Source organism: Pseudomonas sp. NY8896 (assembly GCF_039634505.1).
In genome coordinates this window covers 5,931,465-5,953,521 of the sequence record NZ_CP132350.1, presented here as the reverse complement: position 1 = coordinate 5,953,521, position 22,057 = coordinate 5,931,465, and the positions used below count along the sequence as shown (strand labels likewise).

21 protein-coding genes and 1 riboswitch are annotated in these 22,057 nt (G+C 62.4%); of the genes, 14 read left to right on the top strand and 7 right to left on the bottom strand.

The annotated features are described in order from the left end of the window. Nucleotides 1–34: 34 nt before the first annotated feature. On the top strand, nt 35–505 hold the full coding sequence (locus Q9451_RS26865; protein WP_012270500.1) for a hypothetical protein: 471 nt from the start codon (nt 35–37) through the stop codon (nt 503–505). 68 nt (nt 506–573) lie between these two features. Further along, nucleotides 574–864 carry a PA4642 family protein gene (locus tag Q9451_RS26860; RefSeq protein WP_012270501.1) on the top strand — a complete coding sequence of 97 codons (291 nt, stop codon included), beginning with the start codon at nt 574–576 and terminating at the stop codon, nt 862–864. A gap of 56 nt (nt 865–920) precedes the next feature. Here the strand turns inward: Q9451_RS26860 and mqo are convergent, their stop codons facing one another. Beyond that, on the bottom strand, nt 921–2,429 hold the full coding sequence (gene mqo, locus Q9451_RS26855) for a malate dehydrogenase (quinone) (RefSeq protein ID WP_012270502.1): 1,509 nt from the start codon (nt 2,427–2,429) through the stop codon (nt 921–923). 600 nt (nt 2,430–3,029) lie between these two features. Next, entirely contained in the window at nt 3,030–3,263 is a 234-nt protein-coding gene (locus tag Q9451_RS26850) for a hypothetical protein (RefSeq protein WP_012270503.1), read from the bottom strand. Nucleotides 3,264–3,408: 145 nt separating this feature from the next. On the opposite strand from Q9451_RS26850, the gene Q9451_RS26845 reads away from it, so the two are divergent. Further along, nucleotides 3,409–3,993 carry a YajG family lipoprotein gene (locus Q9451_RS26845; protein WP_012270504.1) on the top strand — a complete coding sequence of 195 codons (585 nt, stop codon included), beginning with the start codon at nt 3,409–3,411 and terminating at the stop codon, nt 3,991–3,993. A gap of 57 nt (nt 3,994–4,050) precedes the next feature. Here the strand turns inward: Q9451_RS26845 and Q9451_RS26840 are convergent, their stop codons facing one another. Then, nucleotides 4,051–4,257: a hypothetical protein gene (locus tag Q9451_RS26840; protein ID WP_012270505.1), complete on the bottom strand. Its 207-nt coding sequence runs from the start codon at nt 4,255–4,257 to the stop codon at nt 4,051–4,053. A gap of 159 nt (nt 4,258–4,416) precedes the next feature. Between Q9451_RS26840 and Q9451_RS26835 the strand changes: the two genes are divergently transcribed. Then, a complete protein-coding gene (locus tag Q9451_RS26835; RefSeq protein ID WP_012270506.1) occupies nt 4,417–4,677 on the top strand; it encodes a hypothetical protein in 261 nt (86 codons plus the stop codon). Nucleotides 4,678–4,797: 120 nt separating this feature from the next. Here Q9451_RS26835 and Q9451_RS26830 read toward each other — a convergent pair whose 3' ends face one another. Continuing rightward, nucleotides 4,798–5,967 (bottom strand): 1-acyl-sn-glycerol-3-phosphate acyltransferase, encoded by a 1,170-nt coding sequence (locus Q9451_RS26830; protein WP_171577254.1) that lies wholly within the window; start codon nt 5,965–5,967, stop codon nt 4,798–4,800. A gap of 121 nt (nt 5,968–6,088) precedes the next feature. On the opposite strand from Q9451_RS26830, the gene Q9451_RS26825 reads away from it, so the two are divergent. The 4 genes from Q9451_RS26825 (at nt 6,089) to Q9451_RS26810 (ending at nt 8,062) form a co-directional block, all read left to right on the top strand. After that, nucleotides 6,089–6,271: a CPXCG motif-containing cysteine-rich protein gene (locus tag Q9451_RS26825; protein ID WP_012270508.1), complete on the top strand. Its 183-nt coding sequence runs from the start codon at nt 6,089–6,091 to the stop codon at nt 6,269–6,271. Continuing rightward, a complete protein-coding gene (locus Q9451_RS26820; protein WP_012270509.1) occupies nt 6,271–6,531 on the top strand; it encodes a DUF2007 domain-containing protein in 261 nt (86 codons plus the stop codon). The genes Q9451_RS26825 and Q9451_RS26820 overlap by 1 nt, the downstream gene beginning before the upstream one ends. A gap of 15 nt (nt 6,532–6,546) precedes the next feature. Continuing rightward, complete coding sequence (locus tag Q9451_RS26815) at nt 6,547–7,167, top strand: SOS response-associated peptidase (RefSeq protein ID WP_012270510.1); 621 nt, start codon at nt 6,547–6,549, stop codon at nt 7,165–7,167. 76 nt (nt 7,168–7,243) lie between these two features. Continuing rightward, nucleotides 7,244–8,062 carry a M48 family metallopeptidase gene (locus Q9451_RS26810; protein ID WP_012270511.1) on the top strand — a complete coding sequence of 273 codons (819 nt, stop codon included), beginning with the start codon at nt 7,244–7,246 and terminating at the stop codon, nt 8,060–8,062. Nucleotides 8,063–8,104: 42 nt separating this feature from the next. Here Q9451_RS26810 and Q9451_RS26805 read toward each other — a convergent pair whose 3' ends face one another. The 3 genes from Q9451_RS26805 to Q9451_RS26795 form a co-directional block, all read right to left on the bottom strand. Further along, a complete protein-coding gene (locus Q9451_RS26805; protein ID WP_012270512.1) occupies nt 8,105–8,689 on the bottom strand; it encodes a TMEM165/GDT1 family protein in 585 nt (194 codons plus the stop codon). An 88-nt stretch (nt 8,690–8,777) separates the two neighbouring features. Further along, nucleotides 8,778–8,917, bottom strand: a riboswitch (yybP-ykoY riboswitch). 39 nt (nt 8,918–8,956) lie between these two features. Further along, on the bottom strand, nt 8,957–9,955 hold the full coding sequence (locus Q9451_RS26800) for a class I SAM-dependent methyltransferase (RefSeq protein WP_012270513.1): 999 nt from the start codon (nt 9,953–9,955) through the stop codon (nt 8,957–8,959). Between the two features lie 54 nt (nt 9,956–10,009). After that, nucleotides 10,010–10,975, bottom strand: a complete 966-nt coding sequence (locus Q9451_RS26795; RefSeq protein ID WP_012270514.1) for a 2-hydroxyacid dehydrogenase — start codon at nt 10,973–10,975, stop codon at nt 10,010–10,012. Between the two features lie 161 nt (nt 10,976–11,136). On the opposite strand from Q9451_RS26795, the gene Q9451_RS26790 reads away from it, so the two are divergent. From Q9451_RS26790 to Q9451_RS26765, 6 genes are all read left to right on the top strand, one after another. Next, complete coding sequence (locus tag Q9451_RS26790; RefSeq protein WP_012270515.1) at nt 11,137–12,819, top strand: fatty acid--CoA ligase; 1,683 nt, start codon at nt 11,137–11,139, stop codon at nt 12,817–12,819. A 331-nt stretch (nt 12,820–13,150) separates the two neighbouring features. Continuing rightward, nucleotides 13,151–15,037, top strand: coding sequence for a DUF1302 domain-containing protein (locus Q9451_RS26785; RefSeq protein ID WP_012270516.1), 1,887 nt, complete (start codon nt 13,151–13,153; stop codon nt 15,035–15,037). 25 nt (nt 15,038–15,062) lie between these two features. Next, a complete protein-coding gene (locus tag Q9451_RS26780; protein WP_012270517.1) occupies nt 15,063–16,427 on the top strand; it encodes a DUF1329 domain-containing protein in 1,365 nt (454 codons plus the stop codon). A gap of 292 nt (nt 16,428–16,719) precedes the next feature. After that, on the top strand, nt 16,720–19,437 hold the full coding sequence (locus tag Q9451_RS26775; RefSeq protein ID WP_012270518.1) for a LuxR C-terminal-related transcriptional regulator: 2,718 nt from the start codon (nt 16,720–16,722) through the stop codon (nt 19,435–19,437). Nucleotides 19,438–19,596: 159 nt separating this feature from the next. Further along, nucleotides 19,597–21,204, top strand: a complete 1,608-nt coding sequence (locus Q9451_RS26770) for a tetratricopeptide repeat-containing response regulator (RefSeq protein ID WP_012270519.1) — start codon at nt 19,597–19,599, stop codon at nt 21,202–21,204. After that, nucleotides 21,201–21,893, top strand: coding sequence for a HAMP domain-containing sensor histidine kinase (locus Q9451_RS26765; protein WP_012270520.1), 693 nt, complete (start codon nt 21,201–21,203; stop codon nt 21,891–21,893). The genes Q9451_RS26770 and Q9451_RS26765 overlap by 4 nt, the downstream gene beginning before the upstream one ends. Nucleotides 21,894–22,057: the final 164 nt, after the last annotated feature.

Here is a 22,057-nt window from a genome sequence, read left to right as displayed (position 1 = left end):
ATGCTAGAGTGCTCCTTCATACAAGGAGCCTCACATGCGTGCGATTCTTCCCCTCCTGCTGGCCGTCAGCCTGCCACTCGCCGCCGCACCACTGCACAGCCAGTTCCTGCCACCCGATGATCAGTCCCTGCGCCAGGAAGCACCGACCAGCCAGCAATTGCTGCAAGTGACCGACTATTCGGTGGTCGTAGGTGCCCAGCGCCAGTCCGACCAGCAACCGATCCCGATCACCTCGTCGTTGCAGGTGCGCCTGAAGGGCAAACCGCTGAGCAAGGGCGCGACCATCGCTCAGGTGCTGCTGACCTTCGACGGTGAAGCCGCCAAGAGCCTTAAAAAGCCCGTGTATGACGAAAAAAGCCGCACCTTGAGCCTGAATTACCCGGTTAGCGATTACCGCGTAATCATGGACCTGCTGCGCAACGAAACCCTGTACGTGCAATTTCTGACCTACGGCAACGGCCACATCTGGGCCGACCTGCACACCGGTACCGTACGTACGCGTTGAGGCGCGTAGCCTGCGGGGGGTAAACTGCCGGCCTTCGAAATTCCGTGATGGTCCAGTTGGAGTCGGCAATGCGTAAAGACAAGAAACAGGTAATCGGTGACGAAATCAGCGACGACTACATCAAGTCGTTCCTTCAGTTCGAGCCGGCCGATGGTGTGACCTCGCCGTCGGCGCACAAGCTGGTCAAAGCCTACCGTGGCCTGCGCGTCGACGATTTCGAGCGATTTGTCGGTTTCTTCGTCGAAGCAGGCCTGGACCTGGATGGCAAGGACGAGCACGGCAAAACCTTCGTCGAGCAGATTGCCGACCAGCGCAATGCGCCTGAGTACATCGAGATTATCGATAACGCCCGCGGCTGACCAAGGTCCAGCCACAAAAAAACGCCCCGAGGGGCGTTTTTTCGTTACCGGGCGGATCAGGCGTAATGCTTGGCTGCCGGGCTGCTTTCTACCAGCTCCAGCGCCACGTCGTTGTCGGCGCTGATCTTGTGGTACAGGGCGGCATCGGTTGCCAGGGTCTTCTCGCGAGCCGGGAAGATTTCTTTGAGCTTGGCAGCCCAGGCACCCTTGGCCTGCTCGGGGAAGCAGCGCTCGATCAGTTCCAGCATGATCGACACGGTCACCGAGGCACCCGGCGATGCGCCGAGCAGCGCGGCCAGGCTGCCGTCCTGGGCCGAGACCAGCTCGGTACCAAACTGCAGCACGCCGCCTTTTTTCGGGTCTTTCTTGATGATCTGCACGCGCTGGCCAGCCACTTCCAGGCGCCAGTCTTCGGCCTTGGCCTGTGGATAGAAGCGACGCAGGGCTTCCAGGCGCTGCTCCATCGACTGCATCACTTCGCTGACCAGGTACTTGGTCAGGTCCATGTTGTCGCGGGCCACGGCCAGCATCGGGCCGATGTTGCCCATGCGCACCGAGAGCGGCAGGTCCATCAGCGAACCGTGCTTGAGGAACTTGGTGGTGAAGCCGGCATAGGGGCCGAACAGCAGCGAAGTCTTGCCGTCCACTACGCGGGTGTCCAAGTGCGGAACCGACATCGGCGGGGCACCTACGGCGGCCTGGCTGTACACTTTGGCCTGGTGCTGCTTGACGATTTCCGGGTTGTCGCAGCGCAGCCACTGGCCGCTGACCGGGAAGCCGCCGAAGCCTTTGCTTTCCGGGATGCCGGACAATTGCAGCAGCGGCAGGGCCGCGCCGCCAGCACCGAGGAAGACGAAGCGGGCGTCGACTTCACGGCTGCCGCCGCTGTTGACGTCCTTGATGCTCACGGTCCAGCCGCTGCCATTACGGCGCAGGCCGACAACCTTCTTGCTGTATTTGACCTGCGCGTCCGGCGAGTCACCCAGCAGTTTGAGCAGCTTGTTGGTCAGTGCCCCGAAGTTCACGTCGGTGCCTTTGGCCACGCGGGTAGCGGCGATGTGCTGGTCGGCCGGGCGGCCAGGCATCATCAGCGGCATCCAGTCGTTCATCACGGCCTTGTCTTCGGTGTATTCCATCTCATGGAAGGCGTGGTGCTGCTTGAGCAGCTCGAAGCGCTTCTTGAGGAAGGAAACACCCTTGTCACCCTCGACGTAGCTCAGGTGTGGGACAGGGTTGATGAAAGCACGCGCCGAGCCGAAGTTGCCCTTCTTGCTCAGGTAGGCCCAGAACTGGCGCGAAACCTCGAACTGGGTGTTGATGTGCACGGCCTTCTTGATGTCGATGCTGCCATCGGCGGCCTGCGGCGTGTAGTTCAGCTCGCACAGGCCGGCGTGGCCGGTGCCTGCGTTGTTCCAGGGGTTGGAGCTTTCCGCGGCTCCGGAGTCCATCGCCTCGACGACCTCAAGCTTCAGGGTCGGGTCAAGCTCCTTGAGCAGTACGGCCAGGGTGGCACTCATGATGCCCGCGCCTACCAGTACCACATCAACCGATTCGTTCTGCGCCATTTAACGCGTCTCCACAATCTACAGCTACCTAATTGACAGCATAGGACCTGGGTTTGCCAGGGTCGCCATGTCCGACTTTTCGCAGTTCTTGCAACTTCCGCGGACACCGCCAATCAGTCTTCGGGTTCGTGTATTGAACGCCGTTTGCCACAGGTGCGGCAATTCGACTTATGGTCAAGGTGTCGTGCGTGCGTTATGGAACGGTTCAGACACTCATACGGGATGAGCGCATTTGCCGCCTGTTCAGGGCTGTTCGGGACACATCTGCCGCTTTTGCACATGCCAGACTGTTCATTTGCTCGCCACACTCTTGTGAAGTTGTGAAAACCGTTTTTTCACGCTCTTTTGGAGACGTGAACCTCAAAAGGGGACTGCGCGATGGCAACCCGCAGGTTCATGCAGTGTGAAGGGCCGGAAAAGCAGGCACGACAGCCGATGCAAGACCTGAGTGGAAGGCTCTCTGTGGGCGAAGCGGTGAAGTTGCCGGGGTCAATCGGCGAGTGCGGGGCCCGATCAGGAGACGTCCTTATAATCGGGGGGAGATTATAGCGATGTCGCGGGCAGAAATGTCGCCATTCGTGGTTTTTATTGCAGCGTTTGTCAGGCCGCGAGGAGGCGTTGATGCCAACGGCGGCTTGCACGCGCGCAAACACGGGCGTCGGCGGGCAGCTCGCGGCCCAGCCAGGCCAGCTGAATTTCACCGACCTGGACCCAGCCGCTGCCGCTTGGCGCCTGGCTGCATTGCTTGAAGGCCAGGCATTTGCCTTGGGCGTCGAGGCGGGCGTAGGCGTTGTGGCGCGGGCGTTGGAAGAGCAGAGTCCAGAGCGAGGCCATGGCAGTGAGTCCTTTGCGTTAGGGCTTGGCGCAAGGATAAGGGCGTGGCCATGAAACGATTGTGACAAGCGAGGCTGGCCGATGACTGGTCTGTGCCTGGCTAGGTATACTGTGGGCCTTTGCCGCATTTTCTGGAGAAACGCGCATGTTGCAACGTCTGTTGTTCGGTTTGATCGCCGTGGCCAGCCTCAGCCTGGTCGGTTGTGCCCACAGCCCGCAACAACTCAACCCGCAACCCACGCTCAAGGCCCAGCTCGCCCCGGTCGGCCATGGCCAGCCAGTGGTGGTCCGGGTAGTTGATGGCCGCCCATCGCAGTCCCTGGGCACTCGCGGTGGCATGTACCCCGAAACCAGCACCATCAGCGTCAGCGGTAACGACGTGGTGCCCAAGCTGCAGGCTCAAGCCGAAGCCGCTGTGCGCCTGCTCGGCTTCACCCCGACGGCAAACGCCTACAACGCGCCACAGCTGACCGTGACCCTGGCCGAACTGAAATATCAGTCGCCGAAAGACAACCTGTACGTGACCGAGGCCACCATCGGCGCCACCTTCCGTGCCGACGTACGTAACGGCGGTCGCAGCTACAGCGGCCGTTACGGTGCTTCGCTGGACCAGCGTTTCGGCATGGCGCCGAATCAGGACACCAACACCCAACTGGTGGGCGACGTGCTGAGCGATGCCTTGACCCGCATGTTCAAGGACCCAACCATTGGGCAGGTGCTGGGCCAGTAAGCGTTTAGGCGTATAAAAGAAACCCGCTGCCAGGCAGCGGGTTTTTTTATTGCTGGCTCAAGCTGCTGCTATGTGGAAGTCCAGCAAGCTGAAACCAGTCCCGGTATCCACCTCGGGCAAGTCTTCATGCACATGCCCGCCCAGCGCACAGTAGACCAGCCACTGGCGGTCCTGCACATTGATGGCAAAACCATCGATCAACGCCTGTTGTTCATCGCTCTGGGCAACGAGGTAGAGGCGGTCCTGGTTTTCGGCGTGCAGCATGAACAAGCTCCGGGTCATGAAAGGCCGACAGGGTGGCCTGCTCAGATGACGAGCGGATGACAGATGAAATTTAATGACACTTTGTCGCCCATACCGGGCGCCGGAGATCGACTTGGGTAGAATGCGGGCCTTTGCCGCTGCTCACACCGAGGTCGCGTGATGTCCTTGCAAGTGCTCTGGGGGTTTTTGGCCGCCCATCCCACCAAGTTGATCAACCTGCTGGCGCTGCTGCTGACCTGCCCAGGCGGTTTGCTGCTGCACAGTGCACGGCGACGCGAGGCCGAGACCCGCGAATACATGGCTGTGGACGAAGGGGTAGTGGACGCGTTCGACCTGCGGGTGCCACGCTATTTCTACATTCTCGGCTTTTCGTGCCTGGCGATGGCGTTGCTGTTGTCCTGGTTCAGTACCTGGGTCTGAGAACCATTGGGGCCGCTTTGCGGCCCATCGCGACACAAGGCCGCTCCTACAGGAGATCGCGGTCCCCTGTAGGAGCGGCCTTGTGTCGCGATTGGGCTGCAAAGCAGCCCCGACAATCCTTCAGGCCACAGGTGCCTGCTGCTTGACCTGATACTGGTTACGCACCGGCGTCGCATACTGCAACACCAGGTATGGCCGCTGCTCTTCAGGGCAGGCATCCAGACGGCGCTGCCATTCTTCCTTGGCTTTTGCCAGCTCATCCGTCGGGAACACCTTCTCGGCACTCGGCACCTGCAACGCCTCATCCTTGGCATCCCACATCGCATACGCCAGGTAATGCACCGGGAACAGCCGGTAGCCACCCAGAATCTGCCGGTCGATTTCCGACGCCAGCTGCTTGGTGTCTTCGTGGTATGCGGTCACTGGCGGGGCGAAGTTGATGTGCACCCGGCCCTTGTAGCCGGTAATGCCCTTGGCGATGCTGTTGTCGTCCTCGCCTGGCGCCTTCTTGTAGGTACCGGTGGTGGCGCGGATGTACAGCTCGCGGGCCTTGGCCTGGTCACACGGGTCGTATTCGTAGCTGATCGACACCGGCGTCAGGTTCAGGCTCTGGATCACCGCACCGAACGGCTCGTCCTTGCGGCTCATGTGGAACATCTTGAGGATCGCCGAGTCGGTGCGGTCGTCACCGTCCTTGGCCCGGCCTTCTGCCTGGGCGATCCAGATCGACGTAGCATCGTTGCGGATCGAGTGGTTGATATAGGCCGAAAGCAGCTGGTAAGCCGCCAGCTTCTCACGCCGGCCGCTGATCGAGCGGTGCACGATGAAGCTCTTGTTCAGGCGCATCATGTCGCTGACAAAGGGCTTTTGCAGCAGGTTGTCGCCAATGGCGATGCGCGGCGTGGGCAGGCCGGCATGGTACACCGCGTAGTTGACGAAGGCCGGGTCCATGACGATGTCGCGGTGGTTGGCCAGGAACAGGTAGGCGGTGCCGGCCTTGAGTTGTTCCACGCCGGAATAGGTAACGCCGTCAGTGGCGCGGTCGATGGTCTGGTCGACGTAATACTCGACTTTGTCCTGCAGGGTGGAAACGCAGGTGACGCCGGCGAATTCCTTGCGCAGGCGGCGTGCAATCAACGGCTTGAGCAACCAGCCGAGAGCACCAGCCGCACGCGGGAAGCGGAAGTGGGTGAGGATATCGAGGAATGCCGGGTCGCTGAGCAGGCGTGCCAGAACGGCAGGGACCTCAGCGTCGTCGTACGGTCGGATGGCATCGAATTCGCCCATCATGCTCTCTTGTTGGAAACGGCTAGGGTAATAGGTAGGGGCGGGCTCCGAAAAACGGCTCGGACGCACACAGGCCCTGTAAACAGACCGGCAATTATACGCATAAGTCACCCCGGAGGCCGCGATGCTGGAAACTGCGATCTACGATTGCCCTTATTGTGGCGAAGAAGTCGAAACCACGGTGGACCTGTCCGGTGGCGATCAGGAGTACATCGAGGATTGCCAAGTGTGCTGCAAGCCTATCCGTTTCGTGCTGCAGGTGCATGGCGAGGAGTGGATGCTGGATGTCTTTGGTGAGAATGACTGATGCGGCGGATCTACGAACCGGAAAACCTGCTCGAAGCCGAAATGCTGGTCGGTATGCTGGCCAGTGAGGGCGTCGACGTGCAACTGGTGGGCCGTGACTTGATGGGCGGTGTGGGCGAGCTGCCGCTGCAAGGGCTGCTGGGGCTTGCGGTGGCCGATGAGCAGGCCGAGTACGCACGGCAACTGATCGATGCGTACAATGACGCCCAGCCACTGGTTGGCGACGAACCGGAGAGTTTCCCCGGTACCTTGATCTGCTAGGTTCTGAATTCGCCCATGTGTGGACGTTACGCCCTGTTTCGCTGGCCCCAGGCCCTTGCCAGTCTGCCGGGCTTTCCCGTCGGTCAGCCGGCCCAATGGAATATCTCGCCCGGGGCTTCGGTGCTGATCCAGCGTCAGCTCGACGGCCAGCAGCAACTGGTCAAGGCGCGCTGGGGGCTGACCCCGGCCTGGCTCACCGACCTGTCCCGCACCCCGGCCCACGCCCGCGCTGAAACCCTGGCAGAGCAGCCGATGTTTCGTGAAGCATTTCGCCAGCGCCGCTGCCTGATGCCGGCCAACGGCTTTTACGAGTGGCGGGGCAGCGTGCGTAAGCGCCCATACTGGTTGACCCCGGGGGAGGGCGCCTCGCTGTACTTCGCGGCGGTGTGGGAAGCCTACCCGGTGCAGGACCAGGTGTGGCTGAGCTGCGCGGTGGTGACCCAGGCGGCCATGAACCAGCGCCGTCCGCTGATACTGGATGAGGCCGGGCAGGCGGCCTGGCTTGACCCGGATACGCCAATTACCCGCCTGCACGAGCTGCTGGCCAGCCCGCCTGCGGTGTTGCGTGAGCGGGCCTTGGCCAATTTCGTCAATGACCCGAAACTGGATGCGCCGGAGTGCCTCACCCCGGTTTGATAAATCTTCCCTGTGGCTATGGCAGCCAATGGCGACTCGGCCTAGGATACGCCGCATGTGGATAGGGAGTGTTTTCATGCGTAAGTCTTTTGTCGTCAGCCTGCTGAGTGCTGGCATCCTGCTGGCCGGCTGCCAGGCGGTGAACACCACCAGCGGAGGTGCTGTTGGCGTCGAGCGTCAGCAGTACATGTTCAGCATGCTCTCGACCGATGAGGTCAACCAGATGTACGCCCAGTCGTACCAGCAAACCCTGGGTGAGGCCTCGAGCAAGGGTGTGCTCGACAAGTCCAGTGCCGATGCCAAGCGGGTGCAGGTCATTGCCAACCGACTGATCGCCCAGGCGCCCAAGTTCCGCCCGGATGCCGCGCAGTGGGACTGGCAAGTCAACGTGATCAAGAGCGACGAACTCAACGCCAACTGCGGCCCGGGCGGCAAGATCATCGTCTATACCGGCCTGATCGATCAGCTCAAGCTCAGCGATGCGGAAATTGCCGCAGTGGTGGGGCACGAGATTGCCCACGCCCTGCGTGAGCACAGCCGCGAGGCCATGTCCAAGGCGTACGGTGTGGAAATGGCCCGCCAGGGTGCCGGTGCCATCTTCGGCCTCGGCCAGAGCAGCATGGCCATGGCCGACACCGTGGTGAACTACGCCATGACCTTGCCCAACAGCCGGGCCAACGAAAACGAGGCCGACCTGATTGGCCTGGAGCTGTCGGCGCGTGCCGGTTATGACCCGAATGCCGCGATCACCTTGTGGAACAAGATGAGCAAGGCTTCCGAGGGTGCACCGCCTGAGTTCATGAGCACTCACCCGGCGTCGGAAAGCCGCATTGCTTCGCTGCAGGCGGCAATTCCGAAGGTGATGCCGCTGTATCAGGCCGCGGCCAAGCCGTAACTGTGTGAACCCTGGGGCCGCTTTGCGGCCCCGCTTCCCTGCTTAACCTACCCAGCCACTGGCCTTCATTGCCGAGTACACGGCCACGATCGCCAGGACGAAGAACGCCGTGGCCGCCAGGCGACGAATCAGCGTCAACGGCAGTTTGTCTGCCGCGAAGTTACCCGCCAGAACCACCGGCACGTTGGCAATCAGCATGCCCAGGGTGGTGCCGAGGATGACCATGATCAGGTGCGGGTACTGTGCTGCCAGCATCACCGTGGCAACCTGGGTCTTGTCACCGATTTCGGCCAGGAAGAACGCAATCAGCGTGGTCAGGAACGGCCCGAAGCGGCGTGCCGGGTTCTCGTCGTCATCCATCTTGTCCGGTACCAGGGTCCACAGCGCTGTGGCGGTAAAGCTCGCGGCCAGGATCCAGTGCAGTGCCGAGTCGCTGAAGAAACTGCCGAACCACGCCCCTACGGCACCGGCCGCCGCATGGTTGGCCAAGGTGGCGGCGATGATGCCGGCGATGATCGGCCAGGGTTTGCGAAAGCGAGCCGCGAGAATGAGCGCGAGCAGTTGCGTCTTGTCGCCGATTTCGGCGAGGGCAACGATAGCGGTGGGGACCAGCAGAGATTCCAGCATCAGGATTCCTACGGGGGCGGGTCGACACGGCTATGACACGTACAGCCTCCCCGCCCCGGGTAAGGTGTGCGTGTCATAGGTCTTGTCAAACCCTGGATCCGTCTATGCGGATCTCTCCATGCAGGCTGGCATGGCGGGTCGCACGCGCCATGGTCTGTGGACCAAGTATGTTGACGCGTACCGGGCGAGCTGGGTGCTCGCGGGAGACTACTCCCCTAGGACGGTGCGGATTCTGCCTAGGCAAAACGCTTTCGGCAAGCGCTGTTTTTATCCGTGCGTTGCCTGATAGATGCGGAAACCATCGGCCTCGTCGCGTACCTGGCAGTTGCCCAATGCCCCTTCGATCAGCGGCTGGTAGCGCAGGAAGCTGTTGGCCACCAGGCGCATTTCGCCACCTTTTCGCAGATGAACGGCTGATTTTTTCAGCAAGTTCTCCGAAGCCTGATAGTTGGTGTGTACGCCGGTGTGGAACGGCGGGTTGCTCAGGATAAGGCTCAGTTCGGTGGGGGCTGCGTCAATGCCATCTCCGCTGATCACGTCGCCTTCCAGGCCGTTGGCGGCCAGCGTCAGGCGGCTGGCGGCCACGGCGAAGGCATCCACATCCAGCATGGTCACCCGGCTTTGTGGGTAACGGCGCTTGAGCGTGGCACCCAGCACCCCGGCACCACAGCCAAAGTCCAGCATGTGGCCGTCGGGTAGGCCATCGAGGTGTTTGAGCAGCAGGGCGGTACCCCGATCGAGGCGACCATGGCTGAATACACCCGGCAGGCTGACCACTTGCAGCGGGCCGTCTTCCAGGGCCAGCTCGAAGCGCTCGGCCAGGCTTTCCAGCGGTTTTGCCTGCGGTGCCTGGTCGATGGTCACTTGCCACAGTTGGCAATGGCGAGCGCTGTCCAGCTTGCGTGGCTTGCCAAAGGCCTGCAGCTGCTTGGCCGCCCCTTCGATGCCGCCGCGTTTTTCGCCGACCAGGTACAGCTCGCGGCCGGCCAGGCGCGACGCCAGGGCGTTGAGCAGGTAGGCGGCCAGCTCGCGGGACTTGGGCAGGAACAGCACGGCACTGTCGAAGGGCAGGTCGGGCGGCTCGACCGCATAGTGGCTGCGGCCGGCAAAGCGGCTGTCGAGCATGGCCTGATCGCCGGCATGCCAGGTCCAGGCCTGGGCCTGGGGCAACTGGCCGAGCAGGTCGTCGGCGGGGGCGCCAGCGATCAGCAGCGGCCCCTGGAACAGCTCTGCCTGGCGGAGCAACACTTCACTGCGCGGGTCCATGGACGACGCCTCCTGGAAAAAAGTGGCGCAGTGTAGCAGAGGCCGGCGCCGGGCTCAGCTGACCACGCGGCGTGGCTGACCAGCGAAGAAGGCCTGGGCGTTTTCGCTGAGCTGGCCAACGATGCGCTGGCGCGATTCCACCGCGCCCCAGGCGCTGTGCGGGGTGATGATCAGGCGCGGGATGTCGGGTTGGAGCAATGGGTTGCCATTGACCGGCGGCTCCACACTCAGCACGTCGGTGGCCGCGCCGCCCAGGTGGCCACTGCGCAGGGCGTCGGCCAGTGCCTGTTCGTCGATCAGGCCACCACGGGCAGTGTTGACAACCAGTGCATTGCGCTTGAGCAGGCCCAGTTCGCGAGCGCCGAGCATGTGCCGGGTATGCTCGTTCAACGGGCAGTGCAGGGTCAGCGCATCGACTTGCGGCAGCAGTTCGTCAAGCGGCAACCGGTCGGCGCGCTCCGGGCGACCGGGAATCTGTCCGCTCAGCACGCGCATGCCGAAGGCTTCGGCCAGCCGTGCCACCGCGCCGCCCAGTTCGCCGTGGCCGAGCAAGCCGAGGGTTTTGCCTTCCAGTTCGACGATGGGGAAGTCCAGCAGGCAGAACTGGCTGGCCTTGGCCCACTGGCCGTCGGCAACCGCCTGGTTGTAGTCGCACAGACGCGTCGCCAGGGCCAGCAACAGGGCGAGGGTATGCTGAGCGACTGACGGCGTGCCGTAGCCCTGGCAGTTGCACACCGTGATGCCTTGGGCGCGGGCTGCTGCCAAGTCGACATTGTTGGTGCCGGTGGCGGCCACCAGAATCAGCTTGAGCTGCGGGTTGGCGGCCAGGGTCGCGGCGTCGAGCATGACCTTGTTGCTGACCACCGCGACGGCGCCCTGCAGGCGTTGGCTTACCTGGTCCGGGCGGGTTGCATCGAACAGTTCGAGCTCATCGAACTGGCTTCGTAACGGGGAAAGGTCGAGGTCACCAAGATCTAGGGATTGGTGGTCGAGAAACACAGCGCGACGCGGGCTGGGCATCAGTAAGGCTCCGTTGGCAGGGCAGGGATGATCCATCACTCGGACAATGCCACTCATACCCCGCGTAGCCAAATCATTCCTTCGGCTGATTTAGCCGTCACATTGGCGAACTACAGTGGTTACCACATTTGTCTGGCCCGCTTTTCAGAAAAGGGATACCCATGTTGCAGACCCGCATCATCAAGCCCGCCGAGGGCGCCTACGCCTACCCACTGCTGATCAAACGCCTGCTGATGTCTGGCTGCCGCTATGAAAAGACCCGCGAAATCGTCTACCGCGACCAGTTGCGGCTCACTTATCCACAGCTCAACGAGCGCATCGCACGCCTGGCCAATGTGCTGACCGAGGCCGGGGTAAAGGCCGGTGACACCGTCGCGGTGATGGACTGGGACAGCCACCGTTACCTGGAATGCATGTTCGCCATTCCGATGATCGGCGCCGTGGTGCACACCATCAACGTGCGCCTGTCGCCCGAGCAGATCCTCTACACCATGAACCACGCCGAAGACCGCGTGGTGCTGGTCAATAGCGACTTCGTCGGCTTGTACCAGGCCATCGCCGGGCAGTTGACCACCGTCGACAAGACCCTGTTGCTGACCGACGGCCCGGACAAGACCGCCGATTTGCCCGACCTGGTCGGCGAGTACGAGCAACTGCTGGCCGCCGCCAGCCCGCGCTACGACTTCCCTGACTTCGACGAGAACTCGGTGGCCACCACCTTCTACACCACCGGCACCACCGGTAACCCCAAGGGTGTGTATTTCAGTCATCGTCAGCTGGTGCTGCACACACTGGCCGAGGCCTCGGTCACCGGCAGTATCGACAGCGTGCGGCTGCTGGGCAGTAACGACGTGTACATGCCGATCACTCCGATGTTCCATGTGCATGCCTGGGGCATCCCTTACGCTGCCACCATGCTCGGGATGAAGCAGGTGTACCCTGGGCGCTACGAGCCAGACATGCTGGTCAAGCTCTGGCGCGAGGAGAAGGTCACTTTCTCCCATTGCGTGCCGACCATCCTGCAGATGCTGCTCAACTGCCCGGCTTCGCAAGGGCAGGATTTCGGCGGCTGGAAGATCATCATTGGCGGCAGCTCGCTCAACCGCTCGTTGTATCAGGCCGCTCTGGCACGTGGCATCCAGCTGACTGCTGCGTATGGCATGTCGGAAACCTGCCCGCTGATCTCCGCCGCCCACCTTAACGATGAGTTGCAGGCCGGCAGCGAGGATGAGCGTGTTACCTACCGCATCAAGGCCGGTGTGCCGGTGCCACTGGTCGAGGCAGCCATCGTCGATGGCGACGGTAACTTCCTGCCAGCAGACGGTGAGACACAAGGCGAGCTGGTGTTGCGTGCGCCGTGGCTGACCATGGGTTACTTCAAGGAACCGGAAAAGAGCGAGGAGCTGTGGCAGGGTGGCTGGCTACACACCGGCGATGTCGCCACCCTCGACGGTATGGGTTACATCGACATCCGCGATCGCATCAAGGATGTGATCAAGACCGGTGGCGAGTGGGTCTCCTCACTCGACCTGGAAGACTTGGTCAGCCGCCACCCGGCGGTGCGCGAAGTGGCGGTGGTGGGGGTGGCCGACCCGCAATGGGGTGAGCGTCCGTTTGCCCTGCTGGTGGTGCGTGATGGCCACGCCATCGACGCCAAGTCGCTGAAGGAGCACCTCAAGCCGTTTGTCGAGCAAGGTCACATCAACAAGTGGGCGATTCCAAGCCAGATCGCCGTTGTTACTGAAATTCCCAAGACCAGCGTCGGCAAGCTCGACAAGAAACGCATCCGCCAGGACATCGTCCAATGGCAGGCCAGCAACAGCGCGTTCCTTTCCACCTTGTAACTGCTTTGCGGGTCGTGTGCGTCAGAACGCGACCCGCATGCTAGAGAGGCTGGCGCCTTGCCAAATGGCAAAAATGCGCCATCCTTGAGCACTGCCAGCACGCAATCGGGACAAATAGCAGCGAGTTGGCGGCATGGAGCGCAAATCACACTTTAGAGGGATCAAGCGCCTGTGCCTTGCTGGCTATAGTCGGGGCCAGGGGATTTTCAGGAATGGGGGAGGGCAACACGCGCAAGCCGTGTCGCCGCGGGTGCAAACCTGCAAACCGGTCGCTCGGGCCGTTCTTGAAAGGACTCACTGCCATAACAATAAAGTACATGGAGTAGCGTCGATGAAATCTGCAAACCTGTTCTGGCGCCGGGCCAAGTTGCCCTTGGCCGTCAGCCTTGCTTCCACGCTCGCAAGTCCTGCTTTCGCTGTCAGCTTCAACATGGGTGAAATCGAAGGCCAGTTCGACTCGTCGCTCTCCATCGGCGCCAGCTGGTCGACGGCCAACCCCAACAAGAACCTGATCGGGGTGAACAACGGCGGCAAGGGCCTGTCGCAGACATCCGACGATGGCCACCTGAACTTCAAGAAGGGCGAAACCTTCTCCAAGATCTTCAAAGGCATCCATGACCTGGAGCTCAAGTACGGCGACACCGGCGTGTTCGTGCGTGGCAAGTATTGGTACGACTTCGAGCTGAAGGACGAAGGCCGCGAGTTCAAGGACATCAGCGACTCCAACCGCAAGGAGGGCGCCAAGTCGTCCGGCGCCGAGCTGCTCGACGCCTTCGTCTACCACAACTACTCCATCGGCGATCAGCCCGGTTCGGTGCGCTTTGGCAAGCAGGTGGTGAGCTGGGGTGAAAGTACCTTCATCGGCGGCGGCATCAACTCGATCAACCCCATCGACGTGTCGGCGTTTCGCCGCCCAGGGGCCGAGATCAAGGAAGGCCTGATCCCGGTCAACATGTTCTACATCTCCCAGAGCCTGACCGACAACCTGTCGGCTGAGGCCTTCTACCAGCTTGAATGGGACCAGACGGTCGTCGACAACTGCGGCACCTTCTTCTCGCAGCCGGACATCATTGCCGACGGCTGTACCGACAACCTGCGCGTGCTGAACAGCAGCCGTACGGTGCCGGGCGCGGCCCAGCAATTCCTTGCTACCCAGGGCGTGAACATCAACGAAGAGGGTGTGATGGTGCGCCGTGGCGCTGACCGCGACGCGCGTGACAGCGGGCAGTTCGGCGTGGCCATGCGCTACATGTTCGAGCCATTGGACACCGAATTCGGTGCCTACTTCATGAACTACCACAGCCGTGCGCCAATCTTCAGTGCCACCGGCGCCCCGGCTTCGGTGTTCTCCGGTATCGCCGGCCTGCCGGCACAGCTGCGAGCCTTGGCACCCTTGATCGTGGCGGGTAATTCGCAGTACTTCGTCGAGTACCCGGAAGATATTCGACTCTACGGCCTCAGTTTCTCCACCACCTTGCCAACCGGCACGGCATGGAGCGGTGAGATCAGCTACCGGCCCAACGCGCCGGTACAGTTGAACACCACCGATATCCTGTTTGCCGGTGTTCGTCCTCTGGGCGGCGCACTGACCAATGCTTCGCTGCTGGCGGGTACACCGGGCCAGGACCTGCACGGCTATCGCCGTAAAGAGATCACCCAGTTCCAGACCACCTTGACGCACTTCTTCGACCAAGTGATGGGCGCTAGCCGCATGACCGTGGTGGGCGAACTGGGCGTCACCCACGTCGGCGGCCTGGAGAATGCGCACGATACCCGTTATGGCCGCGACCCGGTGTTCGGCCCTGGCCCATTGCCGTCCACGGGCGGCGCGGACACCTGCCAGGCGCTCAACGCCAGCACCATCGCCGGCGCCGGTGCCGGTGCATCCACCACCAACCTGAACCGCAAATGCGAGAACGATGGCTACACCACCAGCACATCCTGGGGTTATCGCGCCCGTGTCATTTGGGATTACAACGACGTATTCGCTGGGGTGAACCTGAAACCGAGCGTGGCCTGGTCGCATGACGTGTCCGGCTACTCGCCGGGCCCTGGCGCCAACTTCGAGGAAGGCCGCAAGGCTGTCAGCCTGGGCTTGGATGCCGAATACCAGAACACCTACACGGCAAGCCTGTCGTACACCAACTTCTTCGACGGCAAGTACAGCACCGTGGATGACCGCGACTTCGTCGCCCTCAGCTTCGGCGTGAACTTCTAAGCATTCAGATCCAGGACGACACGACATGAACAAGACCAGAAGTCTGCTGCAAGCCGGTGTGCTGGGCCTGTCCCTGCTGGCGACCAGTGTCATGGCTGCGGTATCCGCTGACGAGGCGGCCAAGCTGGGTAGCACCCTGACCCCAATGGGGGCGGAAAAGGCCGGTAATGCCGACGGCTCCATCGGCGCGTGGGAGCCGCTGTCGAAAACGGCGGGCAGCGTCGACGGCAAGGGTTTCCTGTCCGACCCGTACGGCAGTGACAAGCCGCTGTTCACCATCACGGCGCAAAACGCCGACCAGTACAAGGACAAGCTCTCGCCAGGCCAGCTGGCCATGCTCAAGCGCTACCCGGACACCTTCAAGATCCCGGTGTTCAAAACCCATCGAGGTTCAACCGTCCCGGCCGATGTGTTCGCGGCCATCAAGGAAAACGCCACCAAGACCACCCTGGTCGAGGGCGGCAACGGCCTGAACAACTTCCGCACGGCGGTACCGTTCCCGATCCCGAAAACCGGCCTGGAAGTGATCTGGAACCACATCACCCGCTACCGTGGCGGCAGTGTCAGCCGCCTGGTCACCCAAGCTACGCCGCAGCAGAACGGCTCGTTCAACCCGGTGTACTTCTCCGACCAGTTCGTCTTCCGTGACAAGATGAAGGACTACGACCCGAACAACCCAGGCAACATCCTGTTCTACTTCAAGCAGGAAGTGACCGCGCCCGCGCGCCTGGCTGGGACCGTGCTGCTGGTGCACGAAACCCTCGACCAGGTGAAGGAGCCGCGCAAGGCGTGGATCTACAACGCCGGCCAGCGTCGCGTGCGCCAGGCGCCGCAAGTGTCCTATGACGGCCCGGGTACCGCTGCCGATGGCCTGCGTACCTCCGACAACCTGGACATGTTCAACGGTGCACCTGACCGCTATGACTGGAAGCTGGAAGGCAAGAAGGAGCTGTACATCGCGTCGAACGCCTTCAAACTCGATGACCCCAAGCTGAAATATGCCGACATCATCAAGGCCGGGCACATCAACCAGGACCTGACCCGTTACGAGCTGCGCCGCGTGTGGCACGTGGTCGCAACCCTCAAACCGGGCCAGCGACACATCTATGCCAAGCGTGACTTCTACATCGATGAAGACACCTGGCAGGCTGCCGTCATCGACCAGTACGACGGCCGTGGCCAGCTGTGGCGCGTGTCCGAGGCCCACGCCCAGCCGTATTACAACGTCGAGGTGCCGTGGTACACCCTGGAAGCCATCTACGACCTGCAGTCCGGTCGTTATCTGGCCCTGGGCATGAAGAACGAAGAGAAGCGTGCCTACGATTTCGGTTTCAGTGCCAGCAAGGCCGACTTCCAACCAGCGGCGCTGCGCCAGTCGGGTATTCGCTAAGCTGAACACCACTAACTCCGTGTGATCCCCAGAACGCCCCGGCTTGCCGGGGCGTTTCTATTTTTCTGTTCTGGCCTCTACGCGGTCTTGCCCGCGAAGAGGCCAGAACAGGCAATAAATCTGCTGAATACCCACCCACACCCCCGCTACGGCCTCTGTCCATCAGCCATGTTGCTTTTTGTCGCAGTCTTTTCCGTGGCAATTGCGCCCATCATCTTCAAATGCGCCGCGTTACCCGCTAGTCTCGCAAACATCCATACCGCCGTAGTCTTCCAACCAGAACGAGCCGGCCATGACAGATCTGTCCCGTACGCATGGATTCGCGAGTCAGGCCCTGGGCCTGCTGGACGGGCGTTTCTTCCGGCCTCCGTTGCCGGACGGCCATGTGCCGCGCCAGCGCCTGTGTCAGCGTCTGCACGCCGGCCTGGGCGGGCGGCTGCTGCTGGTCAATGCCCCGGCAGGTTTCGGCAAAAGCTCCCTGGCCATCGAATTTTCCGAAGCGCTGCCCGAACACTGGCGCAGCTTGTGGCTAGGCCTGAGCCAGCGCGACGCCGACCCTGGCCGCTTCCTTGAACGCCTGCTCGAAGGCCTGCAGCAGTACTGCCCAGCACTGGGCGGCCAGGCCATGGGGCTGCTGAAAATGCGCCAGCGCCACCAGCCGTTCGCCTTCGAAGAGTGGCTCGACGGCCTGCTCGACGAGCTGGCGCTGTACCTGCAAGCCGATACGCCGCTGCTGCTGGTGCTGGACGACTATCACCTGGCCCAGGGGCCGGTGCTTGACCGCTGCCTGCAGTTCTTCCTCAATCACCTGCCCCCCGGCCTTGTGTTGCTGGTTACCAGCCGCCAGCGGCCAGACTGGCACCTGGCGCGCCTGCGCCTGTCACGGCAGCTGGTCGAGCTCAACGAGCAGGACCTGCGCCTCACCGCGGATGAGGCGCTGGCAGTGATTGGCCGCCAGCCCACGGGCCTGCGCGGTCAGGCCCTGGACAACCTTATTCAGCGCAGCGACGGCTGGGTGGCCGGGTTGCGCTTCTGGCAGCTGGCGGCCAGCGACAGCGCTGACGAGCAAGCCTTGCCCCAGGCGCTGCATGGCGGCGAGGGCCTGATCCGCGACTACTTGCTCGAAGAAGTCATCGACATGCTGCCCGTGGACGTGCAGGCCTTCTTGTACGAAACCGCCTGCCAGGAGCGTTTCTGCGCCCCGCTTTGCGATGCGCTGCGGGGCCGCCACGACAGTGCCGCGATCCTGCGCTTCCTGCAGGCGCATCAGGTGTTCCTGGTGCCGCTGGACGAGCATGGCCACTGGTTCCGCTATCACCACTTGTTCTCCGACCTGTTGCGCAGCCGCCAGGCCAGCGAGCCGCTAGCTGGCCTGCACCTACGGGCCTGCCGTTGGTTCGAAACCCAGGGCCTGCTGGACGAAGCTGTGGAGCAGGCCTTGCGTGCCGGCCACCTGGATGTCGCCGCAGACCTGGTGCAGAGCCTGTCCGAGGAGCAACTGCTGGCCGAACAGAACGTCGGTATGTTGCTGCGCTGGAAGATGGACCTGCCCGACAGCCTGCTGATCAGCACGCCACGGTTGATCGTGCTGTACAGCTGGGCGTTGGGCCTGGCTTGCCAGCTGGACGCAGCCGAGGAACTGGCCGGCTACCTCAGCCGTTTTCTACCCGCGCCTTCGGCAACCGCGCAAAAGTCGATGCTGGCCCAGTGGCTGGCGCTGAGTGGGGTCATTGCCCGTGGCCGTGGCGACCGCGAACGCACCCTGGCCTATTGCGGCGAGGCGCTACAGAGCCTGCCGAGCAAGCGTTATGGCCAACGCCTGGTGTGTTTGTCGACGCTGTCCAACCTGGCCATTGCCGATGGCGACTTCTGGCGGGCCCGAGGCTGGAACCGCGAAGCCCTGGAGCTGGCCCAACGGGTCGGCAACCCGTTGTTCGAGGCCCTGGCCCATTACGACCGGGCGCGAGTGCTGCACGCCCGTGGCGAGGTGCTGCGCGCACTGGACGAAGTGCGCCAGGGCCTGCAACGCCTGCAGGGGCTTTCGGCGCAGCGGCTGTATGCCGTGCGTGCGCGCCTGACGCTTTACGAAGGCTACCTGCTGGTCTCACGCCTGCAGCCGGCCCAGGGCCGAGCACGCTTGCGTGCAGGGCTGGGCGAGGCGCGGGCGTGCCGAGACATCAGTGTGCTCATCGGTCATTGCGTGATTGCCACGCTCGATGGCCGGGAAGGGCACTTTGCCGAAGCCTTTGCCGAATTGGCCGAGGCCGAGCGCCTGATGCATATCTGGGACGTGCCCCCGGTCTATTACCTGGCCATGATTACCCTGGTCAAATGCGAACTGTGGCTGGCCCAAGGGCGAACCGACCTGGCAGAGTCCTGGCTGCTGCGTCTGGGCCAGACCTACGGTGGCGAGCAACCGGCAGCAGCACCGGAGTTCCACCCGCTGCTGCCGTTGCATATTGCGTTGCAGCAGGCTTTGCTCGAGCGCATCCAGTTGCGTGGCGAGGATGCCGAGCAACGCCTGGCAAGCCTGGTAGCGCGTGGCCAGGCCAGTGGCGGCATGATGCTCACCGTCAGTGCCCTTTGCCAATGGCTTTCCCAACTGCTGGACGAAGGCAGGGAAGGGCAGGCCGCGCAGTTGCTGCCAGGTTTGCTGGAGGCAGCCCATGGCGGTGTGCTGCAACCGTTCCAGCCACTTCTGGAAAAGCACCCGCAATGGCTTCATGAGCAACTGCAGCCAGCGGCCGCTTGCCCGGTTCAAGCCGAACTGCTCAAGCACCTGCCGCCAGTGCCCACCGCCAGCACAGGCACCGGCGAGGCGCTGAGCGGCCGCGAACTGGCCGTGCTCGAACTGATTGCCCAGGGCTGTTCCAACCAGCAGATCAGCGAGCGGCTGTTCATTTCCTTGCACACCGTGAAGACCCACGCCAGCCACATCAACAGCAAGTTGGGGGTTGAGCGACGCACCCAGGCGGTGGCAAAGGCAAAAACGCTGGGGTTGCTGGCGTGATACTGGCTCTGCAGGTCATTGCTCGTTAAAGTGATGGCATGAGGCCATGGTTTGTGGCCGGTAATGCTCTACCCTCATCTTTCCCGACCGGCTGCCGATACAGCGATCGGTGGCATCGCCTCGCGCGATTTTTCAATCATTCCAAGGCAGGTCGTGTTGATGCTGCAGTACGGGCAAAAGAGCTTTCTGATCGTCGACGATTTTACCGACTTTCGCACGTCGACCCGTTCCATGTTGCGTGAGTTGGGCGTGCGCGACGTGGACACCGCTGACAGCGGCGAGCAGGCGCTGCGCATGTGCGCGCAGAAGCGCTATGACTTCATCCTGCAGGACTTCCACCTGGGTGACGGCAAGAAGAACGGCCAACAGGTGCTCGAAGACCTGATCATCGACAAGCACATCAGCCATGAGTGCGTGTTCATCATGGTCACTGCCGAGAGTAGCCAGGCCATCGTGCTCAGCGCCATCGAGCACGAGCCCGATGCTTACCTGACCAAACCCTTCAACCGGGTTGGCCTGGCGCAGCGCGTCGAGAAACTGTTCCAGCGCAAGACGCTGCTCAAACCGATCCTGCAGGCGCTGGACCGCAATCGCCCGGCTGAAGTGCTGGCCGCTTGTGCCGAGTTGTGCAAGAAGGACCCGCGCCTGGCACCGCTGTGCTTGCGCTACCGGGCCGATGCCCTGCGCAACCTCAACCGTTTTGAGGAACTTGAAAAGTTCCTCAAGGCCATCCTGGCCAGCCGCCCGCAGCCGTGGGTGTACGCCGCGTTGGGCGCACTGATGCACAAGCGTGGCCAGAACGCCCAGGCCCAAGGTGTCTACGAGCAGGCGCTCAAGGCGTTCCCGATCATGCCAGGCCTTTACGATGGCATGGCCGAGGTGCTGGTGGCTCAGGGTGATACCCGACGCGCGCAGAACCTGCTTGAAGAAGCCGTACGTTTATCGCCTCTGTCTGTGCGTCGGCAATCGACGCTGGGCAAGCTGGCGCTGGAAAACGAAGACTTCGAGAGTGCATCGAAGGCGTTCCGCCATGCGGTGAATCAGGGCCAGAGCTCGCGCTACAAGGATGCCGAAAACAACCTCGGCCTGGTGCAGGCGCTGATGAGCAAGAACGCAGGCTTCGGCTTGGATGCCCGTACCCGTGTCGAAATCAACACCACGCTCAGCGAAGTGGCCAAGGAAAACCCCGAGGACCAGGGCTTGCAAGTGCGTGCGCGGATGATGAAGGCTGCCAGCCTGCAGCAGGCGGGCGACCCGGAAACAGCCGGCAAGCTGACCGAACAGGCGATCCAGCGCCTGGACAAGATGAACCAGTTCTTCTCGGTCGATTCGGCCCTGACCGTTGCTGCGCAGTTGCAGGCAATGGGGCAGGAAGCCGCCGCCATCGGCGTGCTGAAGAGCTGTGTGGAAAGTTATGGCGATGACCCGAAGGTCATGGAAAAAGTGGGCAAGCTGACGGACGACCCCAGCGTGCTCAACGCCATTACCGAAGCGGTCACCCTCAATCGCCAGGGTGTACGCAGTTACCAGGGAGGGCAGCTTGGCGAGGCGTTGCAACTGTTCCGCAAAGCGCTGGGTATGCAGCCGAAGAACATCAGCATCGCCCTCAACACCGCCCAGGCGCTGCTGCGCATCGGCGGTGACAACCCTCAGCCCGCGATCATGCAGGAATGCCAGGACGCCTTGACCAGCGTCGCCGGTATCCCTGCCAGCGACAATCGCTATGACCGTTACCGCAAACTGCACATCCGAGTGTTCGGCGCATGAATCAAGACAATCAGGGGCTGGATTTTTCCACGGTGATCGCCTCCACCGTGCACGACCTCAAAAGCTCTCTGTCAGCGCTGATCCAGTCCCATAGCCAGTGGGTGGAGCGCTTGCCCGAAGAGCTGCGCGGTGGTGCCGAGCAGGGGATCATGGAGCACGAGTTTCGCCACCTCAACGGCATGCTGGTACAGCTGCTTGGGCTGTACAAACTGGGCATCAACCAGTTGCCGGTGTGCCCGGACTACCACGAACTGGATGATTTCATTGAAGCGCAGTTGGCGGCGCACCAGGAAGTGCTCAAGCACAACGACATCCTCGCCACCTGGCGCATCGACACCGACAACCCGCTTGGCTTCTTCGACCGTGAGCTGGTGGCCTCGGTAATCGCCAACGTCATCACCAACGCCACCCGCTTTGCCGGGCACGCCTTGCTGATTACCATCGAAGAGGCCGACAACCAGTTGGCTATCTGCGTCAACGATGACGGCCCGGGTTATCCCAAGCACATGCTCGAGCGCCAGGAGGAGTACATCCAGGGCATCGACTCGACCAGCGGCAGCACCGGCCTTGGCCTGTACTTCGCGGCGCGGATCGCGGCACTGCATGAAAGCGGCGGGGTGCGCGGGCGGATCGAGATCTCCAATGGCGGGGCGCTGGGGGGTGGGTTGTTCAGGTTGTTCCTGCCTTAGGCCGGCAGAGCATGGCGTTGGATTTTCAGCGCCCTTCAGATCGAGCGCCGCCCGCGCGGCGCATCGCGAGCTGGTGCTCGCTCCTACGCTTGTTTCGGGCCAGTTATGCCTGTTACAGACGCGCGCGACCGCTTTTTTTCGTACGGCACAATATCAAGACATGC

Bases quoted from the DNA above. Each gene is read 5' to 3' on its own strand.
- Q9451_RS26820 (WP_012270509.1), top strand. From the start codon at position 6,271: ATGCGGCGGATCTACGAACCGGAAAACCTGCTCGAAGCCGAAATGCTG.
- Q9451_RS26790 (WP_012270515.1), top strand. From the start codon at position 11,137: ATGTTGCAGACCCGCATCATCAAGCCCGCCGAGGGCGCCTACGCCTAC.
- Q9451_RS26815 (WP_012270510.1), top strand. From the start codon at position 6,547: ATGTGTGGACGTTACGCCCTGTTTCGCTGGCCCCAGGCCCTTGCCAGT.
- Q9451_RS26810 (WP_012270511.1), top strand. From the start codon at position 7,244: ATGCGTAAGTCTTTTGTCGTCAGCCTGCTGAGTGCTGGCATCCTGCTG.
- Q9451_RS26835 (WP_012270506.1), top strand. From the start codon at position 4,417: ATGTCCTTGCAAGTGCTCTGGGGGTTTTTGGCCGCCCATCCCACCAAG.
- Q9451_RS26825 (WP_012270508.1), top strand. From the start codon at position 6,089: ATGCTGGAAACTGCGATCTACGATTGCCCTTATTGTGGCGAAGAAGTC.
- Q9451_RS26765 (WP_012270520.1), top strand. From the start codon at position 21,201: ATGAATCAAGACAATCAGGGGCTGGATTTTTCCACGGTGATCGCCTCC.
- Q9451_RS26780 (WP_012270517.1), top strand. From the start codon at position 15,063: ATGAACAAGACCAGAAGTCTGCTGCAAGCCGGTGTGCTGGGCCTGTCC.
- Q9451_RS26805 (WP_012270512.1), bottom strand. From the start codon at position 8,689: ATGCTGGAATCTCTGCTGGTCCCCACCGCTATCGTTGCCCTCGCCGAA.
- Q9451_RS26830 (WP_171577254.1), bottom strand. From the start codon at position 5,967: ATGATGGGCGAATTCGATGCCATCCGACCGTACGACGACGCTGAGGTC.
- mqo (WP_012270502.1), bottom strand. From the start codon at position 2,429: ATGGCGCAGAACGAATCGGTTGATGTGGTACTGGTAGGCGCGGGCATC.
- Q9451_RS26845 (WP_012270504.1), top strand. From the start codon at position 3,409: ATGTTGCAACGTCTGTTGTTCGGTTTGATCGCCGTGGCCAGCCTCAGC.
- Q9451_RS26795 (WP_012270514.1), bottom strand. From the start codon at position 10,975: ATGCCCAGCCCGCGTCGCGCTGTGTTTCTCGACCACCAATCCCTAGAT.
- Q9451_RS26865 (WP_012270500.1), top strand. From the start codon at position 35: ATGCGTGCGATTCTTCCCCTCCTGCTGGCCGTCAGCCTGCCACTCGCC.
- Q9451_RS26800 (WP_012270513.1), bottom strand. From the start codon at position 9,955: ATGGACCCGCGCAGTGAAGTGTTGCTCCGCCAGGCAGAGCTGTTCCAG.
- Q9451_RS26840 (WP_012270505.1), bottom strand. From the start codon at position 4,257: ATGCTGCACGCCGAAAACCAGGACCGCCTCTACCTCGTTGCCCAGAGC.
- Q9451_RS26850 (WP_012270503.1), bottom strand. From the start codon at position 3,263: ATGGCCTCGCTCTGGACTCTGCTCTTCCAACGCCCGCGCCACAACGCC.
- Q9451_RS26785 (WP_012270516.1), top strand. From the start codon at position 13,151: ATGAAATCTGCAAACCTGTTCTGGCGCCGGGCCAAGTTGCCCTTGGCC.
- Q9451_RS26860 (WP_012270501.1), top strand. From the start codon at position 574: ATGCGTAAAGACAAGAAACAGGTAATCGGTGACGAAATCAGCGACGAC.
- Q9451_RS26775 (WP_012270518.1), top strand. From the start codon at position 16,720: ATGACAGATCTGTCCCGTACGCATGGATTCGCGAGTCAGGCCCTGGGC.
- Q9451_RS26770 (WP_012270519.1), top strand. From the start codon at position 19,597: ATGCTGCAGTACGGGCAAAAGAGCTTTCTGATCGTCGACGATTTTACC.